General features: G+C 61.1%; 22 protein-coding genes and 1 pseudogene. 11 read left to right on the plus strand and 12 right to left on the minus strand.

Going from position 1 to position 23639, the window contains the following annotated elements:
* Positions 1-27 precede the first annotated feature (27 nt).
* Positions 28-564 carry a hypothetical protein gene (locus Q4S41_RS12225; RefSeq protein WP_305031405.1) on the minus strand — a complete coding sequence of 179 codons (537 nt, stop codon included), beginning with the start codon at positions 562-564 and terminating at the stop codon, positions 28-30.
* 202 nt (positions 565-766) lie between these two features.
* On the opposite strand from Q4S41_RS12225, the gene Q4S41_RS12230 reads away from it, so the two are divergent.
* From Q4S41_RS12230 to Q4S41_RS12240, 3 genes are all read left to right on the plus strand, one after another.
* Complete coding sequence (locus Q4S41_RS12230) at positions 767-1132, plus strand: hypothetical protein (protein ID WP_305031406.1); 366 nt, start codon at positions 767-769, stop codon at positions 1130-1132.
* 35 nt (positions 1133-1167) lie between these two features.
* Complete coding sequence (locus tag Q4S41_RS12235; protein WP_305031407.1) at positions 1168-2094, plus strand: PAS domain-containing protein; 927 nt, start codon at positions 1168-1170, stop codon at positions 2092-2094.
* A 107-nt stretch (positions 2095-2201) separates the two neighbouring features.
* Positions 2202-3176 carry an NAD(P)H-quinone oxidoreductase gene (locus tag Q4S41_RS12240; protein ID WP_305031408.1) on the plus strand — a complete coding sequence of 325 codons (975 nt, stop codon included), beginning with the start codon at positions 2202-2204 and terminating at the stop codon, positions 3174-3176.
* 143 nt (positions 3177-3319) lie between these two features.
* On the opposite strand, the gene Q4S41_RS12245 is transcribed toward Q4S41_RS12240, so the two are convergent.
* The 3 genes from Q4S41_RS12245 to Q4S41_RS12255 all read right to left on the minus strand — a co-directional run bounded on the left by Q4S41_RS12245 (position 3320) and on the right by Q4S41_RS12255 (position 5553).
* A complete protein-coding gene (locus Q4S41_RS12245; protein WP_305031409.1) occupies positions 3320-3928 on the minus strand; it encodes a thioredoxin family protein in 609 nt (202 codons plus the stop codon).
* A gap of 36 nt (positions 3929-3964) precedes the next feature.
* Positions 3965-4447 carry a TlpA family protein disulfide reductase gene (locus Q4S41_RS12250; RefSeq protein ID WP_305031410.1) on the minus strand — a complete coding sequence of 161 codons (483 nt, stop codon included), beginning with the start codon at positions 4445-4447 and terminating at the stop codon, positions 3965-3967.
* A 98-nt stretch (positions 4448-4545) separates the two neighbouring features.
* Complete coding sequence (locus Q4S41_RS12255) at positions 4546-5553, minus strand: SDR family oxidoreductase (RefSeq protein ID WP_305031411.1); 1008 nt, start codon at positions 5551-5553, stop codon at positions 4546-4548.
* A 301-nt stretch (positions 5554-5854) separates the two neighbouring features.
* Here Q4S41_RS12255 and ispG point away from each other — a divergent pair, with 301 nt between their 5' ends.
* Positions 5855-7852: a (E)-4-hydroxy-3-methylbut-2-enyl-diphosphate synthase gene (ispG, locus tag Q4S41_RS12260; RefSeq protein WP_305031412.1), complete on the plus strand. Its 1998-nt coding sequence runs from the start codon at positions 5855-5857 to the stop codon at positions 7850-7852.
* An 11-nt stretch (positions 7853-7863) separates the two neighbouring features.
* Positions 7864-8148: a hypothetical protein gene (locus Q4S41_RS12265; RefSeq protein ID WP_305031413.1), complete on the plus strand. Its 285-nt coding sequence runs from the start codon at positions 7864-7866 to the stop codon at positions 8146-8148.
* A gap of 7 nt (positions 8149-8155) precedes the next feature.
* On the opposite strand, the gene Q4S41_RS12270 is transcribed toward Q4S41_RS12265, so the two are convergent.
* Positions 8156-8617 (minus strand): nuclear transport factor 2 family protein, encoded by a 462-nt coding sequence (locus Q4S41_RS12270; protein ID WP_305031414.1) that lies wholly within the window; start codon positions 8615-8617, stop codon positions 8156-8158.
* 105 nt (positions 8618-8722) lie between these two features.
* Here Q4S41_RS12270 and Q4S41_RS12275 point away from each other — a divergent pair, with 105 nt between their 5' ends.
* Both Q4S41_RS12275 and Q4S41_RS12280 read left to right on the plus strand, forming a co-directional pair.
* The gene (locus Q4S41_RS12275) at positions 8723-8911 is read left to right on the plus strand and encodes a DUF6728 family protein (RefSeq protein WP_305031415.1); all 189 of its coding nucleotides are present in this window, start codon (positions 8723-8725) and stop codon (positions 8909-8911) included.
* Positions 8911-9261 carry an MmcQ/YjbR family DNA-binding protein gene (locus Q4S41_RS12280; protein WP_305031416.1) on the plus strand — a complete coding sequence of 117 codons (351 nt, stop codon included), beginning with the start codon at positions 8911-8913 and terminating at the stop codon, positions 9259-9261. Before Q4S41_RS12275 ends, Q4S41_RS12280 begins: the two co-directional genes overlap by 1 nt.
* A gap of 149 nt (positions 9262-9410) precedes the next feature.
* On the opposite strand, the gene Q4S41_RS12285 is transcribed toward Q4S41_RS12280, so the two are convergent.
* Positions 9411-12023 carry a M14 family metallopeptidase gene (locus tag Q4S41_RS12285; RefSeq protein WP_305031417.1) on the minus strand — a complete coding sequence of 871 codons (2613 nt, stop codon included), beginning with the start codon at positions 12021-12023 and terminating at the stop codon, positions 9411-9413.
* 131 nt (positions 12024-12154) lie between these two features.
* Here Q4S41_RS12285 and Q4S41_RS12290 point away from each other — a divergent pair, with 131 nt between their 5' ends.
* Together Q4S41_RS12290 and Q4S41_RS12295 are read left to right on the plus strand one after the other, a co-directional pair.
* Positions 12155-12412, plus strand: coding sequence for a hypothetical protein (locus Q4S41_RS12290; protein ID WP_305031418.1), 258 nt, complete (start codon positions 12155-12157; stop codon positions 12410-12412).
* Complete coding sequence (locus Q4S41_RS12295; RefSeq protein WP_305031419.1) at positions 12409-12741, plus strand: type II toxin-antitoxin system RelE/ParE family toxin; 333 nt, start codon at positions 12409-12411, stop codon at positions 12739-12741. The genes Q4S41_RS12290 and Q4S41_RS12295 overlap by 4 nt, the downstream gene beginning before the upstream one ends.
* 57 nt (positions 12742-12798) lie before the next feature.
* Here Q4S41_RS12295 and Q4S41_RS12300 read toward each other — a convergent pair whose 3' ends face one another.
* The 6 genes and pseudogenes from Q4S41_RS12300 to Q4S41_RS12320 all read right to left on the minus strand — a co-directional run bounded on the left by Q4S41_RS12300 (position 12799) and on the right by Q4S41_RS12320 (position 19837).
* Complete coding sequence (locus Q4S41_RS12300) at positions 12799-15777, minus strand: leucine--tRNA ligase (protein ID WP_305031420.1); 2979 nt, start codon at positions 15775-15777, stop codon at positions 12799-12801.
* 193 nt (positions 15778-15970) lie between these two features.
* Positions 15971-17353 carry a chloride channel protein gene (locus Q4S41_RS12305; RefSeq protein WP_305031421.1) on the minus strand — a complete coding sequence of 461 codons (1383 nt, stop codon included), beginning with the start codon at positions 17351-17353 and terminating at the stop codon, positions 15971-15973.
* A gap of 114 nt (positions 17354-17467) precedes the next feature.
* Positions 17468-17776 (minus strand): hypothetical protein, encoded by a 309-nt coding sequence (locus Q4S41_RS12310; RefSeq protein ID WP_305031422.1) that lies wholly within the window; start codon positions 17774-17776, stop codon positions 17468-17470.
* Positions 17777-17844: 68 nt separating this feature from the next.
* A pseudogene (locus Q4S41_RS24580) lies at positions 17845-18012 on the minus strand (cation:proton antiporter); the annotation flags it as partial.
* An 18-nt stretch (positions 18013-18030) separates the two neighbouring features.
* Positions 18031-19380, minus strand: coding sequence for a DUF389 domain-containing protein (locus Q4S41_RS12315; RefSeq protein WP_305031423.1), 1350 nt, complete (start codon positions 19378-19380; stop codon positions 18031-18033).
* A gap of 46 nt (positions 19381-19426) precedes the next feature.
* Entirely contained in the window at positions 19427-19837 is a 411-nt protein-coding gene (locus tag Q4S41_RS12320; RefSeq protein ID WP_305031424.1) for a hypothetical protein, read from the minus strand.
* Positions 19838-20268: 431 nt separating this feature from the next.
* Here Q4S41_RS12320 and dnaG point away from each other — a divergent pair, with 431 nt between their 5' ends.
* Both dnaG and Q4S41_RS12330 read left to right on the plus strand, forming a co-directional pair.
* Positions 20269-22356: a DNA primase gene (gene dnaG / locus Q4S41_RS12325; RefSeq protein ID WP_305031425.1), complete on the plus strand. Its 2088-nt coding sequence runs from the start codon at positions 20269-20271 to the stop codon at positions 22354-22356.
* Positions 22357-22441: 85 nt separating this feature from the next.
* The gene (locus Q4S41_RS12330) at positions 22442-23497 is read left to right on the plus strand and encodes a potassium channel family protein (protein WP_305031426.1); all 1056 of its coding nucleotides are present in this window, start codon (positions 22442-22444) and stop codon (positions 23495-23497) included.
* Positions 23498-23639: the final 142 nt, after the last annotated feature.

The raw sequence follows: 23639 nt of genomic DNA on the forward strand, positions 1-23639 counted from the left end.
TGCTGATACGTAGGCGGCAGGGTTTGGTTACTCCAGTATGTTGGCGGGCTGGGAGGGACCGAGGAGCAGCGGCATCCGTGGGGTCTGTTCGTCTTCGGCGTCATCTACTACTTCAGCGCTGCTGCCGGGGTCGGGCACGAGCATGCGCCAGGTGGCGCTACGCAGTTCGTCGAGTTTATCAAGCGTTTCGCTAATAGTGGGGTTGGCCTTGAGCTTGTCGAACAAGCCGCTTTTGTTGCCGGCTACAATCAGTTTTTCGATAACGAAGGGCAGCACCCAGCCCACCACGTTGGAGGCTAGCGCGCCGCGCAAGCCCAGGCGCAGCAGCAGGCGGGTGGTCATTTGTTCTACCAGCAGCACGCGGGCCGCGGGCAGGGCTTTGTCGGCCAGAAAGTCGGCCACCAGCTTTAGGTTGCCTTTCTCCACTTCGGCCCGTAGTACGTCCTGCACGCTATCGAGGGCGCGGGCAGCCAGCTGGCGAAACAAGCGGCCCGTTTGCCAGGCCGCCAGGCCGGTGACGCGAGCGGCGCCGAGGAGGGCAGGAAGGAAACGGGGTTTTTTCATGCGAAGAAGGCGGCTGGGAGGGCTGCGTATTAATTTTGTTGGGTAGGAACGCAGCGAAAGGAATTTGGGTTAAGCCCGGCGGTGAGCAAAGGAGCAGGATTAATTAAAAAGAAATTAAATCCCCGCTTGAGGCTGTCAGATTAATAACCTGAAGCCGTATTGCTTGTTAAATTGTAGCCTTGATGGTGCCTTATTATTCCGTATGTCAGACTTGCTGCTGGATATAAATTTACAACAATCACCGGACGAGTATTTCGGCGGCGAGTGGCAGGTAGCCAACCGGGTGCTGAACCACAACGACCCCGGCAGCCCCTTGGCGCGGGCCGCCCGGCTGGTGCTGGCTCCGGGCCAACTGGAGGCCAAGCCCATTCCGCCGGGCCCTAGCGAAACTGGCCAGTGGGCCGTGATGCGGGACGAAATTCTGAACCGTCCGTACCTGAACTTCGAGTTGCCCAACGAAGCCACGCGTGCCTTGGTGACGCGCCTGCGCCGCTCGGCCGACGGTCTGCACAGCCAGCTCAACTTGTATTTTGCGTCGGGCATGGAAATGCAGCTCGACCGCGCCTGATTGTTTTCTTTCCGAACCCTTACTTATTTTCGTTCGTGAGTAATTCGTCTTCCGTTAATCCATTGCCCGCCGAAGCGCTGCCCCATGGCGCAGCCCAAGGGCAGGTGGGGCCCGAGCAGTTTACGTTTCTGGCCGATATGATTCCGCAGCTGGTCTGGATAACGGACCCGACGGGTTTCCACACTTATTTCAACCAGCGTTGGATTGATTACACCGGCTACACGCTGGCCGACAGCGTGGGGCCTGATATGTGGAACAACCTGCTGCACCCGGACGACCAAGCGCGCGCGCGGCAGGTGTGGGGCCACTCGCTGGCCACCGGCGATGATTACGAAATTGAATACCGCTTCAAGGGCCGCGACGGGCAGTACCGCTGGTTTCTGGGGCAGGCCCGGCCCCGGCGCGACGAGGACGGCCACATCATTGCCTGGTTTGGGACTTGCACCGACATTCAAGACCAGAAACAGGCCCAGCAGGCCCAACGGGAGCGCGAAGAAGAGTTTACCACCCTGGCCGATAACATGGCCCAACTGGCTTGGATGACGCGGCCCGATGGCTATATCTACTGGTACAACCGGCGCTGGTACGACTACACCGGCACTACATTGGAGGAAATGAAGGGCTGGGGCTGGGACAAAGTGCACCACCCCGATTACATCAACAGCGTGGTAGAATTTGTGTCGAAAGCCTGGCCCGCTGGGCAGCCTTGGGAAATGACCTTCCCGTTGCGCGGCAAAGACGGACAGTACCGTTGGTTTCTGACCCGCGCCGAGCCCATCCGCAACGAAAAGGGCGAACTGGTGCGCTGGTTGGGCACCAATACCGACGTGACGGCCATGCGCGAACTTCAGCAGCAGCTCGAACTGGCGTATTCCGACCTTGAAGCCAAGGTAACGTTCCGGAACCTGGATTTGGAGCGCGAAGTGAAGCAGCTGCGCGAGGCTGCGGCCGCTGGCAAGTAGGGTTAGGGAAATTAGGATTGTTCAAAACGGCTCTTCGGAGCCGTTTTGCGTTATAGCGGTATTGTTGAGCACTGTTGCCCTACTTCGCGTCCAAGTTTACGTTTTCTATGAATGCCATCACCATTCAGCAGCCTGGCGGGCCAGCCGTTCTCCAGTTGCGCCAACTGCCCCAGCCGCAGCCAGCGGCCCACGAGGTGCTGGTCCACATCCAGGCGGCCGGCCTGAACCGGCCCGATGTGCTGATGCGGCAGGGCAAATACGCCGGCAGCGGCGATGTAGCGGGGATGGTGCCCGGTTTGGAAATAGCCGGCACCGTGGCTGCTTGCGGCAATGAGGTCATGCGCTGGCAGCCCGGCGATGCCGTGTGCGCGCTTATGCCCGCTGGTGGCTACGCCGAATACGCCACGGTGGACGCCCGCCACTGCCTGCCCGTGCCCGCCGGATTGAGCATGCTGGAGGCGGCTGCCCTGCCCGAAACCGTATTTACGGTGTGGCACAACGTGTTTCAGCGCGGGGCACTGCAAGCGGGCGAGACGCTGCTGGTGCATGGCGGCAGCAGCGGCATTGGCACCACGGCCATTCAGCTGGCGCGCGCTTTGGGCAGCCACGTGGCCGTCACGGCCGGCGACGACACCAAGTGCTCGGCCTGCCTGGAGCTGGGGGCCGACTGGGCCATTAACTACAAAACCCAGGATTTCGAGCAGGTGCTGAACGAGCCGGGCGTCGATGTCATTCTGGACATGATTGGCGGCGATTATATTGCCAAAAACCTGCGCCTGCTGAAGGACGACGGCCGCCTGGTATTCGTGAATGCCATGCAGGGCGGCAAGGGCGAATTCAACGCGCTGGAGGTGATGCGGCGGCGGCTAAGCATCACGGGCAGCACCTTGCGGCCGCGCTCGGCTGAGTTCAAGGCTGCCCTGGCCGCGGCCGTGGAGCAACACGTGTGGCCGCTGATTGTGGCGGGGAAGTTCCGGCCGGTTATCTATAAAACGTTTCCGCTGGCGGAGGCTGCGGCAGCGCATGCGTTGATGGAGAGCAGCGCGCACATTGGGAAGATTATGTTGGAGGTAGGAGTATAGAAATAGAACCAAATAAAAAACGTCATGCTGAGCGAAGCCGAAGCATCTCTACCGCGCAACTAATCCAATCGGCCGGATTCACTGCTGCGGTAGAGATGCTTCGGCTTCGCTCAGCATGACGTGCTGGAAGCGAACTTATCAGCCTACGCCTGCTTCCACTTAATGGTGCAGCCAATGGCTTTGGTTGAGTTGGTGGTGGCGGGCTTACCGGCCAGAATTTCGGTCATGGCGTTTTCCACGTATTTGGTTTTCACCAGCTTGGCGTCTTCCGAGTTGTCGTCGATAGCGCCGATGTAGCTTACCACGAAGTCGTTGCCCTTGCGGGTGAGGACGTAGAGGTGGGGCGTGCGGGTGGCGCCGTAGGTGCGGGCTACCTGCTGCGATTCATCAACCAGGTAGGGGAAGGCGTACTTCTTTTTTTGCATGTCGGCGTAGGAGTCGCCGGGGGCCACGGCCGGGTCGTTGGGATTGATGGCCACCACGGGATAGCCTTTGGGCGCGTATTTGGCGTTCAGCTCCACAATACGGCTTTCGTAAGCTTTGGCGAAAGGGCAGGTGTTGCAGGTGAACACCACGATGTAGCCTTTGGCGGCCTTGTTATCGGCCAGCGACACCATTTTGCCATCGATATTCTTGAGCTTGAAGTCGGTGGCTTTGTCGCCCACTTTGTAGCCGTCGGCGGTGGGGCGGGCAATGAAGCTGCTCAGCAGCAGCACAAAACAGAAGCTGAAATAGGGCAGGAGCTTTTTCATAAGCGGTGATTTGTAAAGGGTGATTCTTAAAAATAGCTATTTCTGGAATTTCTGCAAAGCGGCGGTTAGCTCGGCTTGCGAAAGCTCCTGCTCGAAGGTAGCGCGCTGATTGGTCTTGTTGTTGATAATGAGCGTGAAGGGCAGCGCGCCCGACCATTTGGCGTCCAGCTTATCCATCCACGAATTGGGGTCGGACTCGTTGAGCAGCAGCACTTCCGATTTCAGGCCGCGCTGCTTCACGAAGGGTTTTACCTTCTTTTCGAGCTGCGACGCGTAATCCAGGCTTACCAGCAGCACCTTCACCTTTTTGCCCGCATTGGCCGCCCGCAGCTGCTCGAACCCGGGCAGCTCCTTCACGCAGGGCGCGCACCAAGTGGCCCAGAAATTCACCACGTAAGTTGTATCGGTGGGGCGGGCCAGCCGCTTTTGCAAATCGGGGAACCTGACGACGGCGACGCTTTGCCCGAAGGCAGACGCGGACAGCAAAAGGCCGCCCACCAACGAAACGAATTTCAGCATACTCATGGTACAAACAAATACCTCCCACCAACCGCAAAGGGCAGTGGGAGGTTGCATCGGCAGTGGGTATAACGGCCGCGTAAGTGTCAAGTGCACGCTTACGGCTGTCCGCCACCGCCCGACGCGCCGTAAATCTGGCCCGTGGTGAAACTGGCGTCATTGGCGGCCAACTGCACGTAGATGGAAGCCAACTCAACGGGCTGCCCGGGGCGGCCCATGGGCGTTTTCTTGCCAAACTCTTTCAAATTTTCCTGCGTAGAGCCGCCGCTCACCTGCAGCGGCGTCCAGACGGGACCGGGGGCCACGCCGTTCACGCGGATGCCCTTGGGTGCGAGCTGTTTGGCCAGCGACTTCACGTAGTTCATCGTCGCAGCCTTGGTTTGGGCGTAGTCGTAGAGGTTGGGCGAGGGGTCGTAGGCCTGCTCCGAGGTGGTGCCGATGATGGCCGCGCCGGGCGGCAGGTGCGGCAGGGCGGCTTTAATAATCCAGAACGGCGCGTAGATGTTGGTTTTCATCGTGGCGTCGAAGTCAGCGGTGGTCAGCTCCAGAATGGACTGGCGCTGCTGTTGCCGGCCAGCGTTGTTCACCACAATGTCGAGCCCGCCGAGCTGGCGTACGGCCTCGGCTACCAGCTTTTGGCAGAAGGCCTCCTCGCGCAAATCGCCCGGAATGGCGATGCCCTTGCGGCCTTCGGCTTTAATCAGCGCAATGACTTCTTTGGCATCGGCTTCCTCGGCGGGCAGGTAGTTGATGGCCACGTCGGCGCCTTCGCGGGCGTAGGCAATGGCGGCGGCGCGGCCCATGCCCGAGTCGCCACCCGTAATCAGGGCCTTGCGGCCGGCCAGGCGGCCCGAGCCTTTGTAGCTTTTCTCGCCGTGGTCGGGGCGCGGGTCCATTTGGCTGGCCAGGCCGGGCCAGGGCTGCGACTGCCCTTTGAACGGCGGCTTGGGGTATTTGTCCATCGGGTTCACCATTGGCTCCGGCGCCGCTGCGGTGGGCGCCACCGCGCCCTGCGCCGATAGCACCGGCGCCACGGCCGCCACCGCCAGGCTGGCGCCCAAACCGCTGATGACCTCACGCCGGCTGAGTTTGGTTTCTTCGTTCATTGTATTGAAGTATAATGTTTTAGTAATGTGGAATGGCCTTTTCACTATACCCGTTTTTGGGAGTTGGGGTTGGCTGCAACGCAACTGCCAATGCCTGGCCTAAGAAAGCAATGTAGCTAAACCCGCTTACCGTCGAGGCAAAAATGACGCGGGTTTAGAGCCGTCGGCGCCAAGTGGCTTCGGGCTGAAAGCTGGCCGGTTTGCCGCCGATGGCCCGGATTTGGTGACGCGCCGCCGCCCGATACGGCTTTACCTTTGCGCTACGGCGCAACTTTCGCCCTCTGACCGTAGTTTTTGGCCCATGAATAAGACGTATTGCCCCAGCCTCACCGAATACAAGCGCCGCGTGTCGCGCGTGGTCAACATTGGCGGCTTGCCAATGGGCGGCGACTACCCCATCCGGGTGCAGAGCATGACCACTGTGGACACGATGGACACCCAGGGCTCGGTGGAGCAGACGCTGCGCATGGTAGCGGCCGGCTGCGAGTACGTGCGCATCACCGCGCCCAGCATGAAGGAAGCACAGAACCTGTTGGAAATCAAGAAGGAGCTGCGCAAGCGCGGCTGCAACGTGCCACTCATCGCCGACATCCACTTCACGCCCAACGCCGCCGAGCTGGCCGCCCGCATCGTGGAGAAAGTGCGCGTGAACCCGGGCAACTACGCCGATAAAAAGAAGTTCGAGGAAATTGAATACACCGACGCCAGCTACGCGGCCGAGGTGGAGCGCATTCGCGAGCGGTTCCGGCCGCTGGTCCAGATTTGCAAGCAGCACGGCACGGCCATGCGCATCGGCACCAACCACGGCTCGTTGAGCGACCGGATTCTGAGCCGCTACGGCGACACGCCGCTCGGCATGGTGGAGTCGGCGCTGGAGTTTTTGCGCCTGTGCGAGGAAGAAAACTACTACGACGTGGTGCTGAGCATGAAGGCCAGCAACACCCAGGTGATGGTGCAGGCCTACCGCCTGCTGGTGCAGAAGCTGGACGAGGAAGGCCTGCAGCCCTACCCGCTGCACCTGGGCGTGACCGAAGCCGGCGAGGCCGAAGACGGCCGCATTAAGAGCGCCGTGGGCATCGGCACGCTGCTGGAGGATGGCCTCGGCGACACTGTGCGCGTGAGCCTCACCGAAGCGCCCGAGGCGGAGGCGCCCGTGGCTCGCATGCTGATTGACCGCTACACCGAGCGCGCCGCGCTGGCCCAGCCCATTCGCCCCATGGTGGGCGAGGAACCCATCGACCCCTTCCAGTACCACCGCCGCAGCACGCACGAGGTGGCCAATTTTGGGGGCCTGAACGTGCCGCGTGTCATCGCCGATTTGTCGCGCCTGCCGCGCCGCGAGTACGCCGACCTGCGCGCCGCCGGCCACTTATATTCGCCGTTTCTCGACAAGTTTCAGATGTCGGACCTCGGGGCCGACTACATCTACACCGGCGAGCGCCCGGTGCCCTACATGCTGCCCAACGGCCTCAAGGAGGTGGTTACGTTCACGGCTTGGAAAGATGCCGGCCGCCGCGCCGACCACTACCCGCTGATGACGGCCGGTTCTTACCTGGAAGATACCCCCGCCGCCCGCCATCCCCAGCTGAACTTCCTGTTTCTGGAGCCGAGCGCCCTCGACCAACGCCTGCTTGACCACCTGCGCACCGACCGCACTGTGGTGCTGGTGCTCGATACGCCCAACCCCCACGCCATGCCCGACCTGCGCCGGGCCTTCTTCGAGCTCATTAACCACGGTGTGACTTGCCCGGTGGTCATTGCCCGTTTCTACCCGCCACAAACGGCTGAAAAAACGCAGCTTGATGCCGCCACCGACATCGGCGGGCTGCTCATTGACGGCCTGGGCGATGGCGTGGTGCTGGGCGCCCGCCTGTTGCCCGTCGACCGGCCTCAGGAGGCCTGGCTGGCCGATATCGACATGCTGAACCAGCTTTCCTTCGGGATTCTGCAGGCAGCCCGCACCCGCATGAGCAAGACCGAGTACATCAGCTGTCCCAGCTGTGGCCGCACCCTGTTCGACCTACAGGAAACCACGGCCATGATTCGCAAGCGCACCGACCACCTCAAGGGCATCAAAATCGGTATTATGGGCTGCATCGTGAACGGCCCCGGCGAAATGGCCGATGCCGACTACGGCTACGTGGGCGTGGGCAAGGGCAAAATTTCCCTTTACCGCGGCCAGGAAGTCATCAAGAAATCTGTGCCCGAAGAAGCCGCCGTGGATGAACTCATCGAGCTTATGCGCGAGGACGGCCGCTGGATTGAGAAGGAGGTGCTGGGCGAGCCGGTAGGGGCATAGTTATGTCACTCATGCTTGACTTTTTCTTAATCAGAGATGAAGAACCTAGTAGCTATTCGTTCGCACAGGATGAGTATGCTGGTGGAATCAGAATGCTGGAGTTCGAGCAGGCGCAGTATACTCACATCATCGAAAATCATCTCGAGTTTTATAAGGACTTCCGCTGGTCAAGTGCGCAAGTAAAGCATAAGCTGCAGCTTGTTCAGGCCACTAAAAGCGAGCAATTTGCTGCTTTGCAGAGGATATTACAACGAGCAGTAGAAATGAATTGTGGTGTAATGGCTGTTGCTGACTAATAAGTAACTACCTGCACTGCTCCTTGCGCCGCGTGTCGATGATGTGCGCGATTTTCCAGCCGTCGGCCAGTTTCACCAACTGGAACGAGTCGTAGCCGCAGTGGCTGAATTTGCTGCCCAGGTAGAACTCGTAGGGTGCCCACACGCTGGCCAGGTTGGCATCGATGAGCACCCGCTCGAACGTCACCCGCTCGTCCCAGACGGCGGGGTGGGGCGTGCCCACGGCCTTAAGGAAGCCGTTGATGGATTCGATTTCCAGCGTGGGCGGCTGGCCGGGCTTGCCGCCGAAACCGTGGAACACGGCCGCCGGGGACAGTATGCGGCGCACGGCGGTGCTATCGCCGCGCCGCATGCCGTCGAAAAAGGCGGTGACGGTTTGCTGCACGGCTTCCGTTTCAGAAGCGGCTTTTTGGGCGTGAGCGGTGGGAATGGCGGCGGGCAGCAGCAACAGGAGCGGAAAAAGCTTCATGGTTTCGGTTTTTTAAGAAAGCAAACGACGACGGAAAGCCGGCCGCGTTGCAAATCTTTCTGGCGCGCCCGGTGTTATCTTAGCTACTCCCAAACCTGCTCTGATATGAACGGCAAGAACCTCTTCAACTTCGGCCCCGTGCTCGGCTACTACTTCCGCAAGCACGACCCCAACCGCAAGTCCAACTTCAACATGAAGACCATGCACTTCATCAATAAGTTGAGCCTGGCGATGTTCCTGATTTGCCTGGTGGTGATGTTTGTGCGCTACATTCTGCCCGCTCTCAGGCACTAATGAATATCGAGGATTTCCGCGACTATTGCCTGCTGAAAGCCGGCGTAACCGAAGAAACGCCTTTCGGCCCCGAAACCCTGGTGTTCAAAGTCGGCGGCAAAGTGTTTGCCCTGACTGATATCGATACCTTCGGCAGCATCAACCTGAAGTGCGACCCCGAGCGCGCCGCCGAGCTGCGCGAGGCCCACGACTACGTGCTGCCCGGCTACCACATGAACAAGAAGCACTGGAACACAGTGCTCATCGGCACGGGCATCCCCGGCGGCCAACTCCGCCAGCTGATTGACCACTCGTATGATTTGGTGCGGGCTTCGTTGCCGAAAGCCGTGAAAGCGGCTTTGGAACTGTAGAGACGCGATACTTCGCGTCTCGGCGGTTGCGCCGTCCGGGCTATGTTCAAACGTCGTCGTTCCACGACGAGACGCGAAGTGTCGCGTCTCTACATCAATGAAAAAGCCCCGCCGGAATCCCAGCGGGGCTTTTTCGTGAATAAATAACCCTACTGCCCAACCAGGAAAACCGCGTTGCCAAACATCAGCTTGCCGCCCTGCCAGAAGGCGCGGAATAACGGGTTATCGCCCAGATACACCACCGAGCCACGGCCCAAATCCTGGGTGCCGACCACGAAGGTGTCGCTGAGTTCCTTGCGGGCCTTGGCGCCGGTGAAGCCGGCCGAGTAGCTGTCTTTTTTGATAACGCCTACGTTCCAGCCGCCTTTACCCAAGAAGCTGTAGTTGAGTGGGTTGCGTACTAGGGCGAAGTAGGTGTCGCCGTAGCCGAAGGCCAGCGGGTGGGTGTTGTCGAGCTGCACGCGGTAGATGCTGCCCTGTACGGCGTCTTCGGCTTCTTCGCGTTCGGCGTCGCCGTAGCGGCGCAGCAGGCGGTAGGGGTTGGCCTTCAGCTCTTTCTTGATGGCAGTGGAATCGGTGGTTTTGGGTTTGAGGAGGAAATCTTTTTTGCCGGACAGGAATTTGGCCGCGCCTTCGAGCGCAATGAGGCGGCCACCGTCGCGCACCCAGGCTTTGAGGCTTTCGAGGTTGCGGTCGGTGTACACATCGGCGTAGCCGCCGTTGGGCAGGATGAGGACGTCGTACTTGTTCAAACTCACGCGGTTGAGGTAGTCGGTGCCGAGCACCGTAAGCGGGTAGCCAAGCTGCTGCTCGAAGAAGTGCCACACTTCGCCAAAGGCCGTCGGGTCCACGCCCGGCCCGGCCACCACGGCCACGTTGGGCTGCTTCACAAAATGCACCGAACTGGAGCCCAGGTCGCGGCCCGAAGTGGAAAAGCCCGATTTCACGGCCATGACCGTGGTGCCGGCTGAGTCGGCCTGGGCGCGCACGAGCTGGTCGAAGCGCGCCCCGAGGCCCTCGTTGCCGGTGCGGGTGATGATGAGCGTGCCGGGCGCGTACTGCTGGCCTTCCGACTCAAACGCCTTCTCAGCGTAGCGCACCTTCACTTTCTGTTGCAGCAGGCGGCTGAGGAAACGGATGTCCTGCAAGGAATTCCAGCGGGCCAGGTAGGCGTAGGGCCGGTCCGCCGTGGCGGCGCTGCCCTTCACGCTGGCCGTAGCAGGTGCGCCGGCGGAGGCGTCGAGGCGGCTGGCGACGGCGTAGGATTTCAGGCCAAACGCGTAAGGCAGGGCCCAGGAAGTAATGTCATAGGTGAGCGAATCTTCGAGCTGTGCCTTGGGCTCGAACAGCACCTTCACCAGCGTCGATTTGGGCTGGTACATGCTGATAACCACGTCGCGCGGCTCAATGGTGACGTCGCCGGTTTTGCCGGTGGTGTAGTTGAAGCCGCGCGTTTTGGTGCGCTTGGGCGCGTAGCCGTAGCGAATCTGGTTGCGGTCGAGGTATTGGGTGAAGGCGCGGAGCTGGCCGGGGTCGTTGCCGGCCGCCATTACGTAGCTCTTGAACTCGCCCTGCGGCTTGGCGGCCGCGTTGGCGAAGTAGCGCTGAAACTCGCGCACCAAATCGTCGTGCCGCTCGGCAGTGGCCTGAATGGTGGCGCGGCTGGCGGCGTGGTGGTGGGCAATGCGCTGGGCCAGCGTCAGGGTGTCGCCGTCGAGGCGGGCGTAAGCCAGGCCGCCGGCCGGGCCACCGCCCTGCTCATAGGTCATGCCAATGGCACCGTTGAAGCTGGGCCAGGTGTCGCCATAGGTAGGGGCGTAGAGGTCGAAGATTTCGCGGGTGAAATACAGCCAGTTGTTCTTGTCGAAAGCCACCTTGTTGTAGTCGCCCAGCACGCCCTGAAACTGGCGCTGCCAGGCCGTGAGGTCGGCGTGGTAAGGCTTGGCGGCGGGCGAGAAGTAGTAGGAGCTATTAGGCCCCATCTCGTGGAAGTCGGCGTGCACCTCGGGCAGCCACTGGTTGTAGAGGGCGATGCGCTGGCGGGTTTCCTGCTGGGTTTGCCAGGCCCAGTCGCGGTTCAGGTCGAAGTAGTAGTGGTTGAAGCGGCCGCCGGGCCAGGGCTCGTGGTGTTCCCAGGAATCGGGGCCGGCGTTGGGCGAGAGGTTGCGCACGCGGTTGTACCAGTTCACGTACCGGTCGTGGCCGTCGGGGTTGATGCAGGGGTCGACGATGACGACGGTGTTGCGGAGCCAGTCCTGCATCTGCTGGTCCTGCGGGTTGGCCAGGTCGTAGAGCACCTGCATCACAGCTTCGGAACTCACGGCTTCGTTGCCGTGCACATTGTAGCTCAGCCAGCACACGCCGGGCAGCTGGCGCTGGGCGCTGCCGCTTTCGAGGCCGGCGAGGCGCAGGTTGTTGTGGCGCACGTCTTCGAGCCGGCCAAAAGTTTCGGCGCTGGCTACCTGCACCACTTCCAGCGGGCGCTGCTCGTAGGTGCGGCCGTAGCGCACCAGTTTCATGCGGCCGGGCGTGTGGGCCGTGATGTGGGCCACGTAGCGCAGCAACTCGGCGTGGGGCGTAAACTGCGCGCCCAGCTTGTAGCCCAGGAATTGCTCGGGCGTGAGCAGCGGGCCGGCCGCATCGGTGGTTTGGGCGCGGGCGGTGAAGCTGAGCAGTGTGGCGGCCAGCAGCACGGTCAGCCGCGAAAATAGATGTTGGCCGGAAGCCGCACGTGGTTTGTAGCGCAGGAGGCGTTGGAGCATAAAGGGTCGGAAAATGGCTTTGTTGGCTCCAAGGTAGGGCACAAAAGCAGTGCGAATGGAGTTTGAATTTGGTAGAGAAAACCGTCGAGGCCATTGGTTGCTTCTGCGCCACCCACCCTTAACTTTGAGTTATGGACCTGATTGTAACCGTGCCCGACGACCGGGTGAATTTCGTGAAGAAGCTCCTGCGCGAGTTGAACCTCACTGTCAAGCCCGTCATGAAGGCAAAAGCCGTGGCTCAACCTAAGCCGAAGAAATACACGCCCGAGCAGCAGGAGTGGATTGACGATTTTCGCGAGGCGCTGAATGAGGTGGAGCTGCACCAGCAAGGAAAAATTCAGCTCAAAACAGCCCGTGAGTTACTCGCAGAACTACGGGCTGAAAAATGAGTTTCGAAGTCATTGCTACCGACCGTTTCGAGCGCAACATCCGGCGCTTTCGCAAGAAATACGCTTCTGCAGACGATGATTATGAACGACTACTTGACGAGCTGGAATCAAATCCTTCGTTGGGCGAGGCTTTAGGGCGCGACTGCTTCAAAGTCCGCATGCGTATCAAATCGAAGAATGCAGGTAAAAGCGGTGGTGCCCGCGTCATTACCTGCGTCAAAATTATCGGGCAGAAAGTCTACTTGCTAACCATCTACGATAAGTCTGAACAAGCCACCATTACTGATAACGAACGCGACGAACTGCTGAAAGAAAACGGCCTCCTCTAAAAAAAAGGCCCGCTGCAATCGCAGCGGGCCTTTTTTGTAACAATAAATCAGCAGCGCCTACACCACCACGTTCACCATGCGGCCGGGCACCACAATCACCTTCTTGGCTGACTTGCCTTCGCCATGCTTGGCCAGGAAATCGGAGGCCAGGACGGCAGTTTCAATCTCGGCGGCGGTGGCGGTGGCGGCAAATTGCATCTGCTCGCGCACTTTGCCGTTGATGGCCAGCGGGTAGGTCACGGTGTCTTCCACCAGGAATTCTTCGCGGAACTCGGGGTAGCTGGCCGTGGAGATGCTGCCGGCCGCGTGGCCCAGCTCCTGCCACAGCTCCTCGGCTAGGTGCGGCGCGTAGGGCGATACCAGCAGCACCAGCGGCTCCAGGATGGCGCGCTTGTGGCACTTGAGGGCCGTGAGCTCGTTGACGGTAATCATGAACAGGCTGACTGAGGTGTTGAAGCTGAACTTCTCGATGTCTTCCTGCGCCTTCTGGATGGCGCGGTGCAGCACCTTGAGTTCGGCGGGCGTCGCGGGCTCATCGGTGACGGCCCAGGCCCCGTCTTCGGGGTGGAAGAGGCGCCAGAACTTCTTGAGGAAGCCGCCCACGCCGCTGATGCCGTTGGTGTTCCAAGGCTTGTACTGCTCCAGCGGGCCGAGGAACATTTCGTAGAGGCGCAGCGCGTCGGCGCCGTATTTGTCGATTAGAATGTTGGGGTTAACAACATTGTATTTCGACTTTGACATTTTCTCTACTTCGACGCCACAGAGATATGTGTTGTTTTTTTCGTAAAGGAATTCAGCATCAGAGTATTCTTCACGCCAATTTTTGAATTCGGCTTCATCAAGTACATCATTCTCAACCATGTTAACATCAACATGCAAGGGAGTGAATGCATTTTGCAAATCAAGGTTACCATTGATGAATTTATGCTCCGGAAACTTCGCAGCTAATTCACTCGCTATTTGGTCAACTCTAGCTTGTATAATCCCTTCAATTGCTTCAGCTTCGCTATTATCAATAGGATTAATAGCTTGGCTGTAAATACTTCTGGTAACAAACAGTGATGGATATTTTAAGTCACTCGGTGGGGGGCTGAACTTGGCATCACGACGCGATAAATACCAATCTATATTGAGCCGGTACACGAAATTCGACCGGCCCAGAATCATCCCCTGGTTAATCAGTTTCTGAAACGGCTCGTTGCTGCTGACGAGGCCCAAGTCTTTCAGGAACAGGTACCAGAAGCGGGCGTAGAGCAGGTGACCGGTGGCGTGCTCGGCCCCGCCCATGTAGAGGTCTACGCTGCCCCAGTAGTGCTCGGCTTCCTCCGATACGAAGCGGGTTTCGTTGGTGGGGTCCATGTAGCGCAGGTAGTACCACGACGAGCCCGCCCAGCCGGGCATGGTGCTCAGCTCGTAGGGGTACTGGCCCTTGTAGAGCCAATCCTGGGCGCGGCCGAGGGGCGGCTCGCCGGTTTCGGTGGGCTTGTATTCGTCGATTTCGGGCAGCACCAGCGGCAGGTCGCTCTCGGCGATGCCGTAGGCGGTGCCGTCCTTGTAGTAAATCGGAATGGGCTCGCCCCAGTAGCGCTGGCGGCCGAAAATGGCGTCGCGCTGGCGGAAATTCACCTTGCCTTTGCCCAGTCCCTTCTCTTCGAGGAAGGCGATGAGCTTTTGGGTGGCCTCCTTATAGGTGAGGCCATTGATGATGCCCGAGTTGATGTAGCGGCCTTCCTTGGTGGGGTCGGCCTGCTGGTCGAGGCCCTGCTGGGCATCGGAAATGGCGGGGATGGGCAGGTTGAAGTGCTTGGCGAACAAGTAGTCGCGCTGGTCGCCGCTGGGCACGGCCATCACGGCGCCGGTGCCGTAGCCGGCCAGCACGTAGTCGGCCAGCCAGATTTGCACGGGCTCGTTGTTCACCGGATTCAGGGCGTAGGCGCCGGTGAATACGCCCGATACGGCCTTCACGTCGGTCATGCGGTCGCGCTCCGAGCGGCGCTTGGTGGCCGCGATGTACTCATCTACGGCGGCACGCTGCTCGGGCGTGGTAATCACATCCACCAACTCATGCTCGGGGGCCAAAACTAGGAAGGTGGCCCCGTAAATGGTGTCGACGCGGGTGGTGTAAACCTTGATTTGGGCGGTTTCGGAGCCCTGCACCGGGAAGGTGACTTCGGCCCCGATGCTCTTGCCAATCCAGTTGCGCTGCATCTCCTTTACGGCGTCGGGCCAGTCGAGCTGGTCGAGGCCCTGCAGGAGGCGGTCGGCGTAGGCGGTGATGCGCAGGTTCCACTGGGGCATGAGGCGGCGCTCGACGGGGAAGCCGCCGCGCTCGCTCAGGCCGTCTTTCACTTCATCGTTTGAGAGCACCGTGCCCAGGCCGGGGCACCAGTTCACGTAGGTGTCCTGCTGGTAGGCGAGGCGGTAGGGGAGCACGGCGGCCAGCTTCTGCTTTTCGCTGAACAAGGCCCACTGGCCGGCCGAGAAGCTGAGGCGGTCGCCATCGTCGCCGGCGGCGCGGATGCCCTCGCTGCCGGTAGCGGCAAAGCGGGCGGTGAGTTCGGTGAGGGGCTCGGCGCGGTCGGTATCGAGGTTGTACCAGGAGTTGAACAGCTTGAGGAAAATCCACTGCGTCCACTTGTAGTAGCTGGGGTCGGAGGTGCGCACTTCGCGGCTCCAGTCGTAGCTGAAACCGAGGCTGCTGAGCTGCTGCACGTAGGTTTCGATGTTCTTCTCGGTGGTGAGCGCGGGGTGCTGGCCGGTCTGGATGGCGTACTGCTCGGCGGGCAGGCCAAATGAGTCGAAGCCCATGGGATGCAGCACGTTGAAGCCGCGCAGGCGCTTGTAGCGCGTCACGATATCGGAGGCAATGTAGCCCAGCGGGTGCCCCACGTGCAGGCCCGCCCCGGAGGGGTAGGGGAACATGTCGAGCACGTAGTACTTGGGCTTGTCGGAGTGGTTCTCGGTGCGGAAAGTGCTGTGCGCTTTCCAGTGGGCCTGCCACTTCTTTTCAATTTCTTCGGGACGGTATGCGGGCATCTTGCGCGGAGTTTATTCCGGGCAAAGGTAAGGCTCGGCATTTTGGCTGTTTCGCACGATTTATTCGATTGTTGAATCAGCCATTTAGGAATTGTTATCCTGAGCGGAGCGAAGGAACTTATCACAACTGAACATTTCATGCGAACGTGATAAGGTTCTTCGCTCCGCTCAGGATGACAGACGCTCCAATTCTTCATTCCGAACTCTTCACTCCTGACTCTACCTCGCTCGTTTCTCGGATGAAACCGGCCTTGAGATGCTCATAGAGCGAGTGCGGGTCGATGAGCGAGGCCACGCCCTGGGCCAGCAAGCCGCTGATGAGCAGCTGGAAAATGGCCGAGTGCCGGTCCGTCATTTCCAGCACCAGAATGGCGGCCGTGAACGGCGAGCGCACCACCCCGGTTAGGAAGCTCACCATGCTCACCAGAATCAGCAGGTTGCGGTCGGGCACGGCCACGTCGAAGATTTGGCAGATGCCATCGCCCAGAATGGCCCCGGCGCTGAGCGAAGTGGCAAACACGCCGCCCGCCCCGCCGCTGCTGTAGCTCAGTGCCATGCCCGCGAAGCGCACCGGAAACAGGTACCAGGGCGTCACCCCGTTGTTCTGGAACAGCAGGCGGTTGATGATGGGCTTGCCCGTGCCCACGCCCTCCTGGCCCACCCAGTAGGCCAGCCCGCCCAGCAGCAGGCCGCAGCCCAGCACCCAGCCCGCCTGCGCGGCTAGCGTGGTGAAGCGCTGCCGGTAGCGCCCCAGCCAGAGCAGCGTTTTAGCAAATACGGCCCCGGCTAGGCCGCACACCAGGGCCACCACCACTACCAGCAGCTGCCCCCAGCCCGCCACCGGAATGATTTTCGGAAACCCCAGATAGAGGTAAGGCCCCAAAAACGTCTGGGCCGTGAGGCCGGCGATGATAACGGCCGTGAACACCGCCATCCGAAAGCGGGCCATGTGCATCTGGGTCAGCTCCTCCACCACGAATACGATGCCGCCCAGCGGCGTGTTGAAGGCCGCCGCCAGGCCCGCCGCGCCGCCCGTAACCAGCGCAATCTGGCGCGAAAGCTGGGGCCAGCCGGCCGGCTGCAGCTTGTTGATGGCCCGGAAAATGGCCGCCGAACCCTGAATAGTTGGTCCTTCGCGGCCAATGACGCCACCGCCCAGCAGCAGCAGCACGCTGCTCAGCACCTTCACCAGGGCCACGCGCAGGCTGAGCAGGTAGGCCGTGCGGTGGTGCTGGCTCGGGCTCGAAAGCTGAATGCCGGCCATCACCTGCGGAATGCCGCTGCCCCGCGCCGCCGGGGCCCACTGCCGCACCAGCAGCCACGACGCCCCAAACGCCAGCGGCGTGAGCCCAAACGCCAGCCAAGGCGTGGCCGTGAGCCAGGAAAAGCTCGTCTGCTCGGCCCAGCCAAATACCCGCTCGTAGCCCACGGCCACCATGCCGGTCAGGATGGAAGCCAGCCAAAACGGGAAACTCTGGAGAATGAGGCGGCGCACCCGGTCGGTGGACAAGGGCTGGAGGAAGCGCCGGTCGAGCCAGGCCAGCAGGCGGGTATAACGGGAATCGGATTCGGACATTCGTTGGGATACGCAGGCAGAAGCGCAAAGGACGGGTGCCTTTGTAAGCGTGCGGTGAAGCCCGCGCCTCTTGGGCGGGCCCTTTTGGGCGGGAATTCGAAGCTTAGTTCTTACTCAGCCGCACGTTCCCCGCACAGACGGGGGAGGCTCCGCTTCAATAGCGAGCGGCTGCCAGTGAGCACTGCCGTCTGGAGCCGGGCCGGTGCTCAGCCCCAGCCGCCGCACCAGTGGCCCAATGGTGAGGCCCTGCCCGATGATGCTGAAAATGACCACAACGTAGGCGACGCCCACAATCAGGTCGCGGGGCATCGGAGCGGGCAAGGACAAGGCGAGGGCCACCAAAATGCCGCCCCACAGCCCGCCCCAGGTGAGCACCCGCAGCATCTGTCGGTCGAAGGGGCAGAAGCGCTTGGGCAGCACCATGGCAGGCCTACCGAGGCCCGACGAGCCACCAGCACTACCCCGATGGCCACCAGGCCCACCGCCAGCGTGGTGCGACTGATGTCGAGCATGAGCATTTTGAGGCCGATGAGCACGAAGAGGATGGCGTTGAAAATCTCGTCCAGCAACTCCCAGAACTTGTCGAGGTACTCGCGCGTCTCGTCCGGCATGCCCAACTCCCGGCCCTGGTCGCCCACAATCAGGCCAGCCACCACCATGGCCAGCGGGCCCGGTCATTACTCCAGCAGCAGGCGCACGGGCTGGCGGCCGGCGCGCACCGTGAGCCACTGGCTGAGGCGTTGGCTTTCGGCGGCGGGGAGGGGGCGCGAGGTGCGCACGGCCACCACCACAGTGGTGTCGGCCCGAAGCGAGTCGGTGGCGGGCCGCACGAGGCGGCTCAGGCCCAACTGGCGCACGGTGGGGTGCTCGGCCTGCACTTCGCGCAGCAGCGTTTCGGACGTGGGCAGGGCGGTGCCGGCGGTGGCCTGCTGGGTCAGGAGCTGTTGGAGCTGAGTCAGGCGGGTGTCGTAGCCGGCCAGGGTTTGCTCGTTGCGGCTGCGCACGTCTTCCAGCAGGCTGGTGCGCAAGGCGTAGGCATCGGCCGAGTCGATTTGAGCCAAGCCCTGGCGCATGATGAGTTGAGCGTCCCGCAGGTGGTATTCGTTCAAGCGGGCGCGCACGGCGCGCAGCTGTGCGGCTGTGAGCACCCGCCCCGTGAGCAGCACGTTGATGGTGCGGTTTTCGGCCTCGATGCGGCGCGTTACTACGTAGGCACCCGGCAGGTTCAGTTCCTCGTCCACGAAGCGCTGGGCGTTGTGCTCGAAGGTGGTGTGCCGCACAATGCGGGCCGCCAGCCACACGCTGGGCACGGCCGTGGACACGGCCACCGCCCAAAACAGCATCTTGGCCCGCCGGGCCTGCTTCGGGTTTTCAAAGGCGTAGTGGGGCAACGGCAGAATGCGCGCCACCAGAAACATGGCCAGGCTGATAAAAGCCGCGTTGATGCAAAACAGATACAGCGCCCCGGCCATGAAGGCCCAGTGTGCCGTGGCCAGCCCGTAGCCCACGGTGCAGAGCGGCGGCATAAGCGCCGTGGCAATGGACACGCCTGGCACCACGTTGCTCACCTCGCGCCGGGTGAAGCCGATGGCCCCGGCCGCCCCGCCAAACAGGGCAATGGCCACATCCCAGGTGGTGGGCGTGGTGCGGGCCAACAGCTCGGAGCCGGCGTCGGTGAGCGGCGTGAAGCGAAAATACAGCGCCGACACCAGCACGCTAAGCCCTGCCGCGATGCCCAGGTTCTTCAGCCCCCGCCGCACCAAATCCACGTTGGAAGTGGCCGCTCCAAAACCCACGCCCACAATCGGCCCCATGAGCGGCGATATGAGCATGGCCCCGATAATTACGGCCGTCGAATTGACATTGAGCCCCACCGAGGCTACGAGAATGGCAAAAAACAACACCCACAAGTTCGTGCCTTTGAAGGCGATGCCGGCTTCGACATCGGCTACAATTTCGGCCGGGTCGGCCATGTCGTGGGCCAAGTCGAAGCGGGCGCGCAGCCAGCGCAGGAAAGGTAAATCCATACGGAACTAAAGGGTGGACGCAGCGCCGGGCCAATGGCGGCCCGGGCTACTCGGCTTCCAGCCACGCAGTAGCGGTGGCAATGTCATCAAAAATAGCCACTTCGGCGTGGCGCCGCAGGGCCTCCAGCACCTCGTCGGTGTGCAAGCGGCGCTGTGGGTCGGGGCTGGGCAGGGCGGCGTAGCGCACGCGCGAAATTTCCTCGGTGGTGTGTGGAAACCATTCCGTGAGCAGCCAGTCGCGGTCGGTGGGCGAAAAGGCCGCGGGCATGGCGCGGTGGTCGGCCACGATGCGGTGCAGGTGGTAGCGCAGCATCAGGTTGCGGGCGTGCACGTAGAGGGCACGCAGCTCCACACTTTGCAGGGCCTCGCCGGTCCAGTGCAGGTAAACGAAGGAGCCGGGAACGTAAAGGACCGAGCCGACGGCGTTGGAAAAGTAGTGTTTCGTGTCTTCTAGCATTAAAGTGAATTCAATGCACACTGCATCGCAAATTTTCGGTATTATAAACTGCCTGGGTTATACTATATCAGTGCTGGCTCTAACGGAAATCCGAGCCCGAAGGATGAAATGGGCCTTGAATGGTTGTTAAACCAATGCGTGGGGATGGGGAGCGGCGGAGCGTGGGGTGGCACGCTGGCGCCCGCGACGCCGCCGAAATAAAGGGCTATGCCCCGGCCGGCCGTAGTTTTGCGTAGCAAGCCCGCTGCATCACCACAACGTTATATCGAGCGCCGCCGGGACATCTCGCGTGTGGTGGTGATTAAAATTGCTGGATGATTGAAGGAATGGTTGCGCACGAGAATTCTCGGTCCTCTGCATTAATGCGCAGAATGCTCGACATGACGTTCTTTTATTAGCTGCCCGCCCCATTTGCCCCCGAACCGCCACCCATGGCCCGCATCCCCAAAGAGTTAGTTGACCACATCATCCAGACCGCCGACATCGTGGAAGTCGTCGGCGACTTCGTGCAGCTCAAGCGCAAGGGCCAGAATCTGTGGGCGCCGTGTCCATTCCACAACGAAAAGTCCCCGTCGTTTTCGGTAAACCCGGCCAAGTCGCTCTACAAGTGTTTCGGCTGTGGCAAGGCCGGCGGCGTGGTGCAGTTCGTGATGGACGTGGAGGGCACCAGCTACGTGGAGGCCCTGAAATACCTGGCCAAGAAGTACGCCATCGAGATTCAGGAGGAAGAAAAGACGCCCCAGCAGCAGCTGGAGCAGAACGAGCGGGACTCCCAGTACATCGTTTCGGATTTCGCCAAAAACCACTTTCACCGCCTGCTGCTGAACTCCGAAGAGGGCATGAGCATCGGCTACGGCTACCTCAAGGAGCGCGGCCTCAACCTGAGCACCATCCAGACCTTCGAGCTCGGCTACTCGCTCGACAGCTGGGACGACCTGATGAAAGCCGCCGAAACGGCCGGTTTCGACAAGAAATACCTGGAGAAAACCGGCCTCACCGTCATTCGCACCGACGACCAGGGCAAAGACACCGGCCGGCGCTACGACCGGTTCCGGGGCCGCGTGATGTTCCCGATTCACAATATTAGCGGCCGGGTGGTGGGCTTCGGGGCGCGCACCCTGAAGCGCGACGACAAGATGGCGAAGTACCTGAACTCGCCCGAGTCGGAGATTTACCACAAGTCGGACGTGTTATATGGCCTGTTTCAGGCCCGCCAGGCCATTCGCACGCAGGAAGTCTGCTATCTGGTAGAAGGTTACCTCGACGTGCTGTCACTCTACCAGGGCGGCATCAAAAACGTGGTGGCCTCGTCGGGTACTTCGCTCACGGAAGGCCAGATTCGGCTCATCAAGCGGTATTCCGATAACGTGACCGTGCTGTATGATGGCGACGCAGCCGGCATCAAAGCCTCGCTGCGCGGCACTGACTTGCTACTCGAAGGCGGCCTGAACGTGCGCGTGGTGCTCTTCCCCGACGGTGACGACCCGGACAGCTACATCCGCAAAGTGGGCGACCAGCGCTTCACCGAATACATCGAAACCAAGAGCCAGGACTTCATCACCTTCAAAACCACGCTCGTGGCCCGCGAGGCCAGCAACGACCCCGTGAAGAAGGCCGAGGCCATCCGCGACGTGCTGCACAGCATCGCCAAAGTGCCCGATGCCATTAAGCGCCAGGTGTTTTTGCAGCAGACCTCGGCCACGTTTGGCATCGATGAGCAGGTGCTCATCACGGAATATAACAAGCTCGTAAAGTCGCCCACCCAGCAAACCAAGCCCAGCGGCGGCGACAACCGCGGCAACTACGGCAACGGCGCGGGCAGCGCCAACACCGGCTACCCGCCCAGCTCCAACCCGCGCTCGGCCCCGGCTGCGCGCCCGATGACGGACGAGGAAGAGGCCGAAATGCTGATGTACGGCGGCGCTGAAGCGGCCGAGTCGCTGGGCACGCCTTTCACGGCAGCGCCAAAAAAAGCTGCCGAAGAGGAAGAAACGCCCGACATGCTGCAAGTGTGCGAGCGCGAGGTGCTTCGCCTGCTGGTGCTTTACGCGGGCCGCGAAATTGAGCCCGAAATGAGCGTGGCCGGCTACCTCATGGGCCAGCTCGGCGAGTACCCGCTCACCAAGCCGCTATACGCCGAAATGTGGGAAATCTGCCGCCAGGAGCTGTTGGCTGGCCGCTTCCCCGACGCCCGCCTGCTGGCCCAGAACGAGCGCGAAGACATCCGCCAGCTCATTACCGACCTGGCCACCGAGCGCTACGAAATCAGTCCCAACTGGCGCACCAAGGAAATCTACGTCTTCAATGAAGTCGACCTGCCCCAACTGGCCTGCGACAACGCCGTGCTGCGCCTCAACAAAGTCCACGTCCAGCGCGAGCTCGACCAGTGCCTCGAACGCCTGCGCCACCCGCTGGAAGACGCCGAGATGTTCGAAATCCTCGGCGACATCAAGCGGCTGAAGGAGCTGGACAATGAGCTGGCCGCGCTGCTCGGCACGGTGGTGGCGCGCGGCACCTGATTCGCCTGAACGAAACGAAAGAACGTCATGCTTCACTGTGCGCTGCATGACGTTCTTTGTTTTTCTGTTCCGATTACGCCTATAAATGCTCCAGCGCCTCAACATCAATCGCCTGATTCTGGCCGTCGTGCTCACCGTGGCCAGCCTGGTCATTGGCATGGCGGGCTTCACCTACATCGAGCATTACGGCCCGGTCGATGCGTTTTATATGACTGTCACGACCGTGGCCACGGTCGGTTTTGGCGAAATTCACACGTTTTCGGAAGCCGGGCGGCTTTTCGTTTCGTTCTACATCCTCTACAACCTAGTGGTGGTGGCCTACCTCGTGTCGGTTTTCTCCTCCTTTATCTTTGACGGCGAGCTGCGCAAAATTTATCGAATGATAAAAACCGACCAAGAAATCAAACGCTTCAGCGGGCACGTCATCGTGTGCGGCTTCGGCCGCAATGGCCGCCGCGCCTACCAGGAACTGCGCGCCAACGGCGTGCGTGTGGTGGTCATCGAAATGAATCACAATTTGATGAAGAGCGTCACCGAGGGCCACACCGGCGAAGACTACGACGGCGACGGCGTGGCCGGGGGCAACATCTTCACCGTGATGGGCGACGCCACTACCGACCTCGTGCTGAAGCAGGCCGGCGTAGAACGGGCTTCGGCCCTTATCACGGCTCTGCCCAAGGATGCCGACAACGTGTTCGTGGCCCTTTCGGCCCGGGCCCTGAACCCGCGCTTGAAAATCATCGCCCGTGCTTCGCTCAAAACGTCGGAAAGCAAACTCATCTCGGCCGGGGCCGATTCGGTGGTGATGCCCGACGAAATCGGCGGCTCGCACATGGCCAAGCTGGTGGTGCGCCCCGAAGTCATTCGTTTTCTCGACCTGATTTCCGGCCTCAGCGCCGACAAGCTCCGCCTCGAAGAGATGACGTTTGACCAGTTGCGGCGCGATTTACACGGCCGCAGCATCCGCGAGCTCGACGTGCGCTCCGTCACGGGGGCCACCATCATTGGCATGCGCACGGCCGAAGGTTCGCTCCTCGTGAGCCCGCCCGTGGACTACGTGCCCGCCCCCGGCGACGTGCTGCTCGTGCTGGGCAGCGAAGAGCAGATTGAGAACTTCGAAGTCCGGTTTCGGCAGCTGTAGAATGCGTATCCGTGCGAAACTGTCATCCTGAGCGCAGCAAAGGACCTTATCACCAATGAATAGGTGGCCGTATTTTCAGTAGGGCAAACGTGATAAGGTCCTTCGCTGCGCTCAGGATGACAGTTCCCGATTAAGCGCAGGC

The organism is Hymenobacter convexus (assembly GCF_030580955.1).
In the GTDB taxonomy this organism is placed as follows: domain Bacteria; phylum Bacteroidota; class Bacteroidia; order Cytophagales; family Hymenobacteraceae; genus Hymenobacter.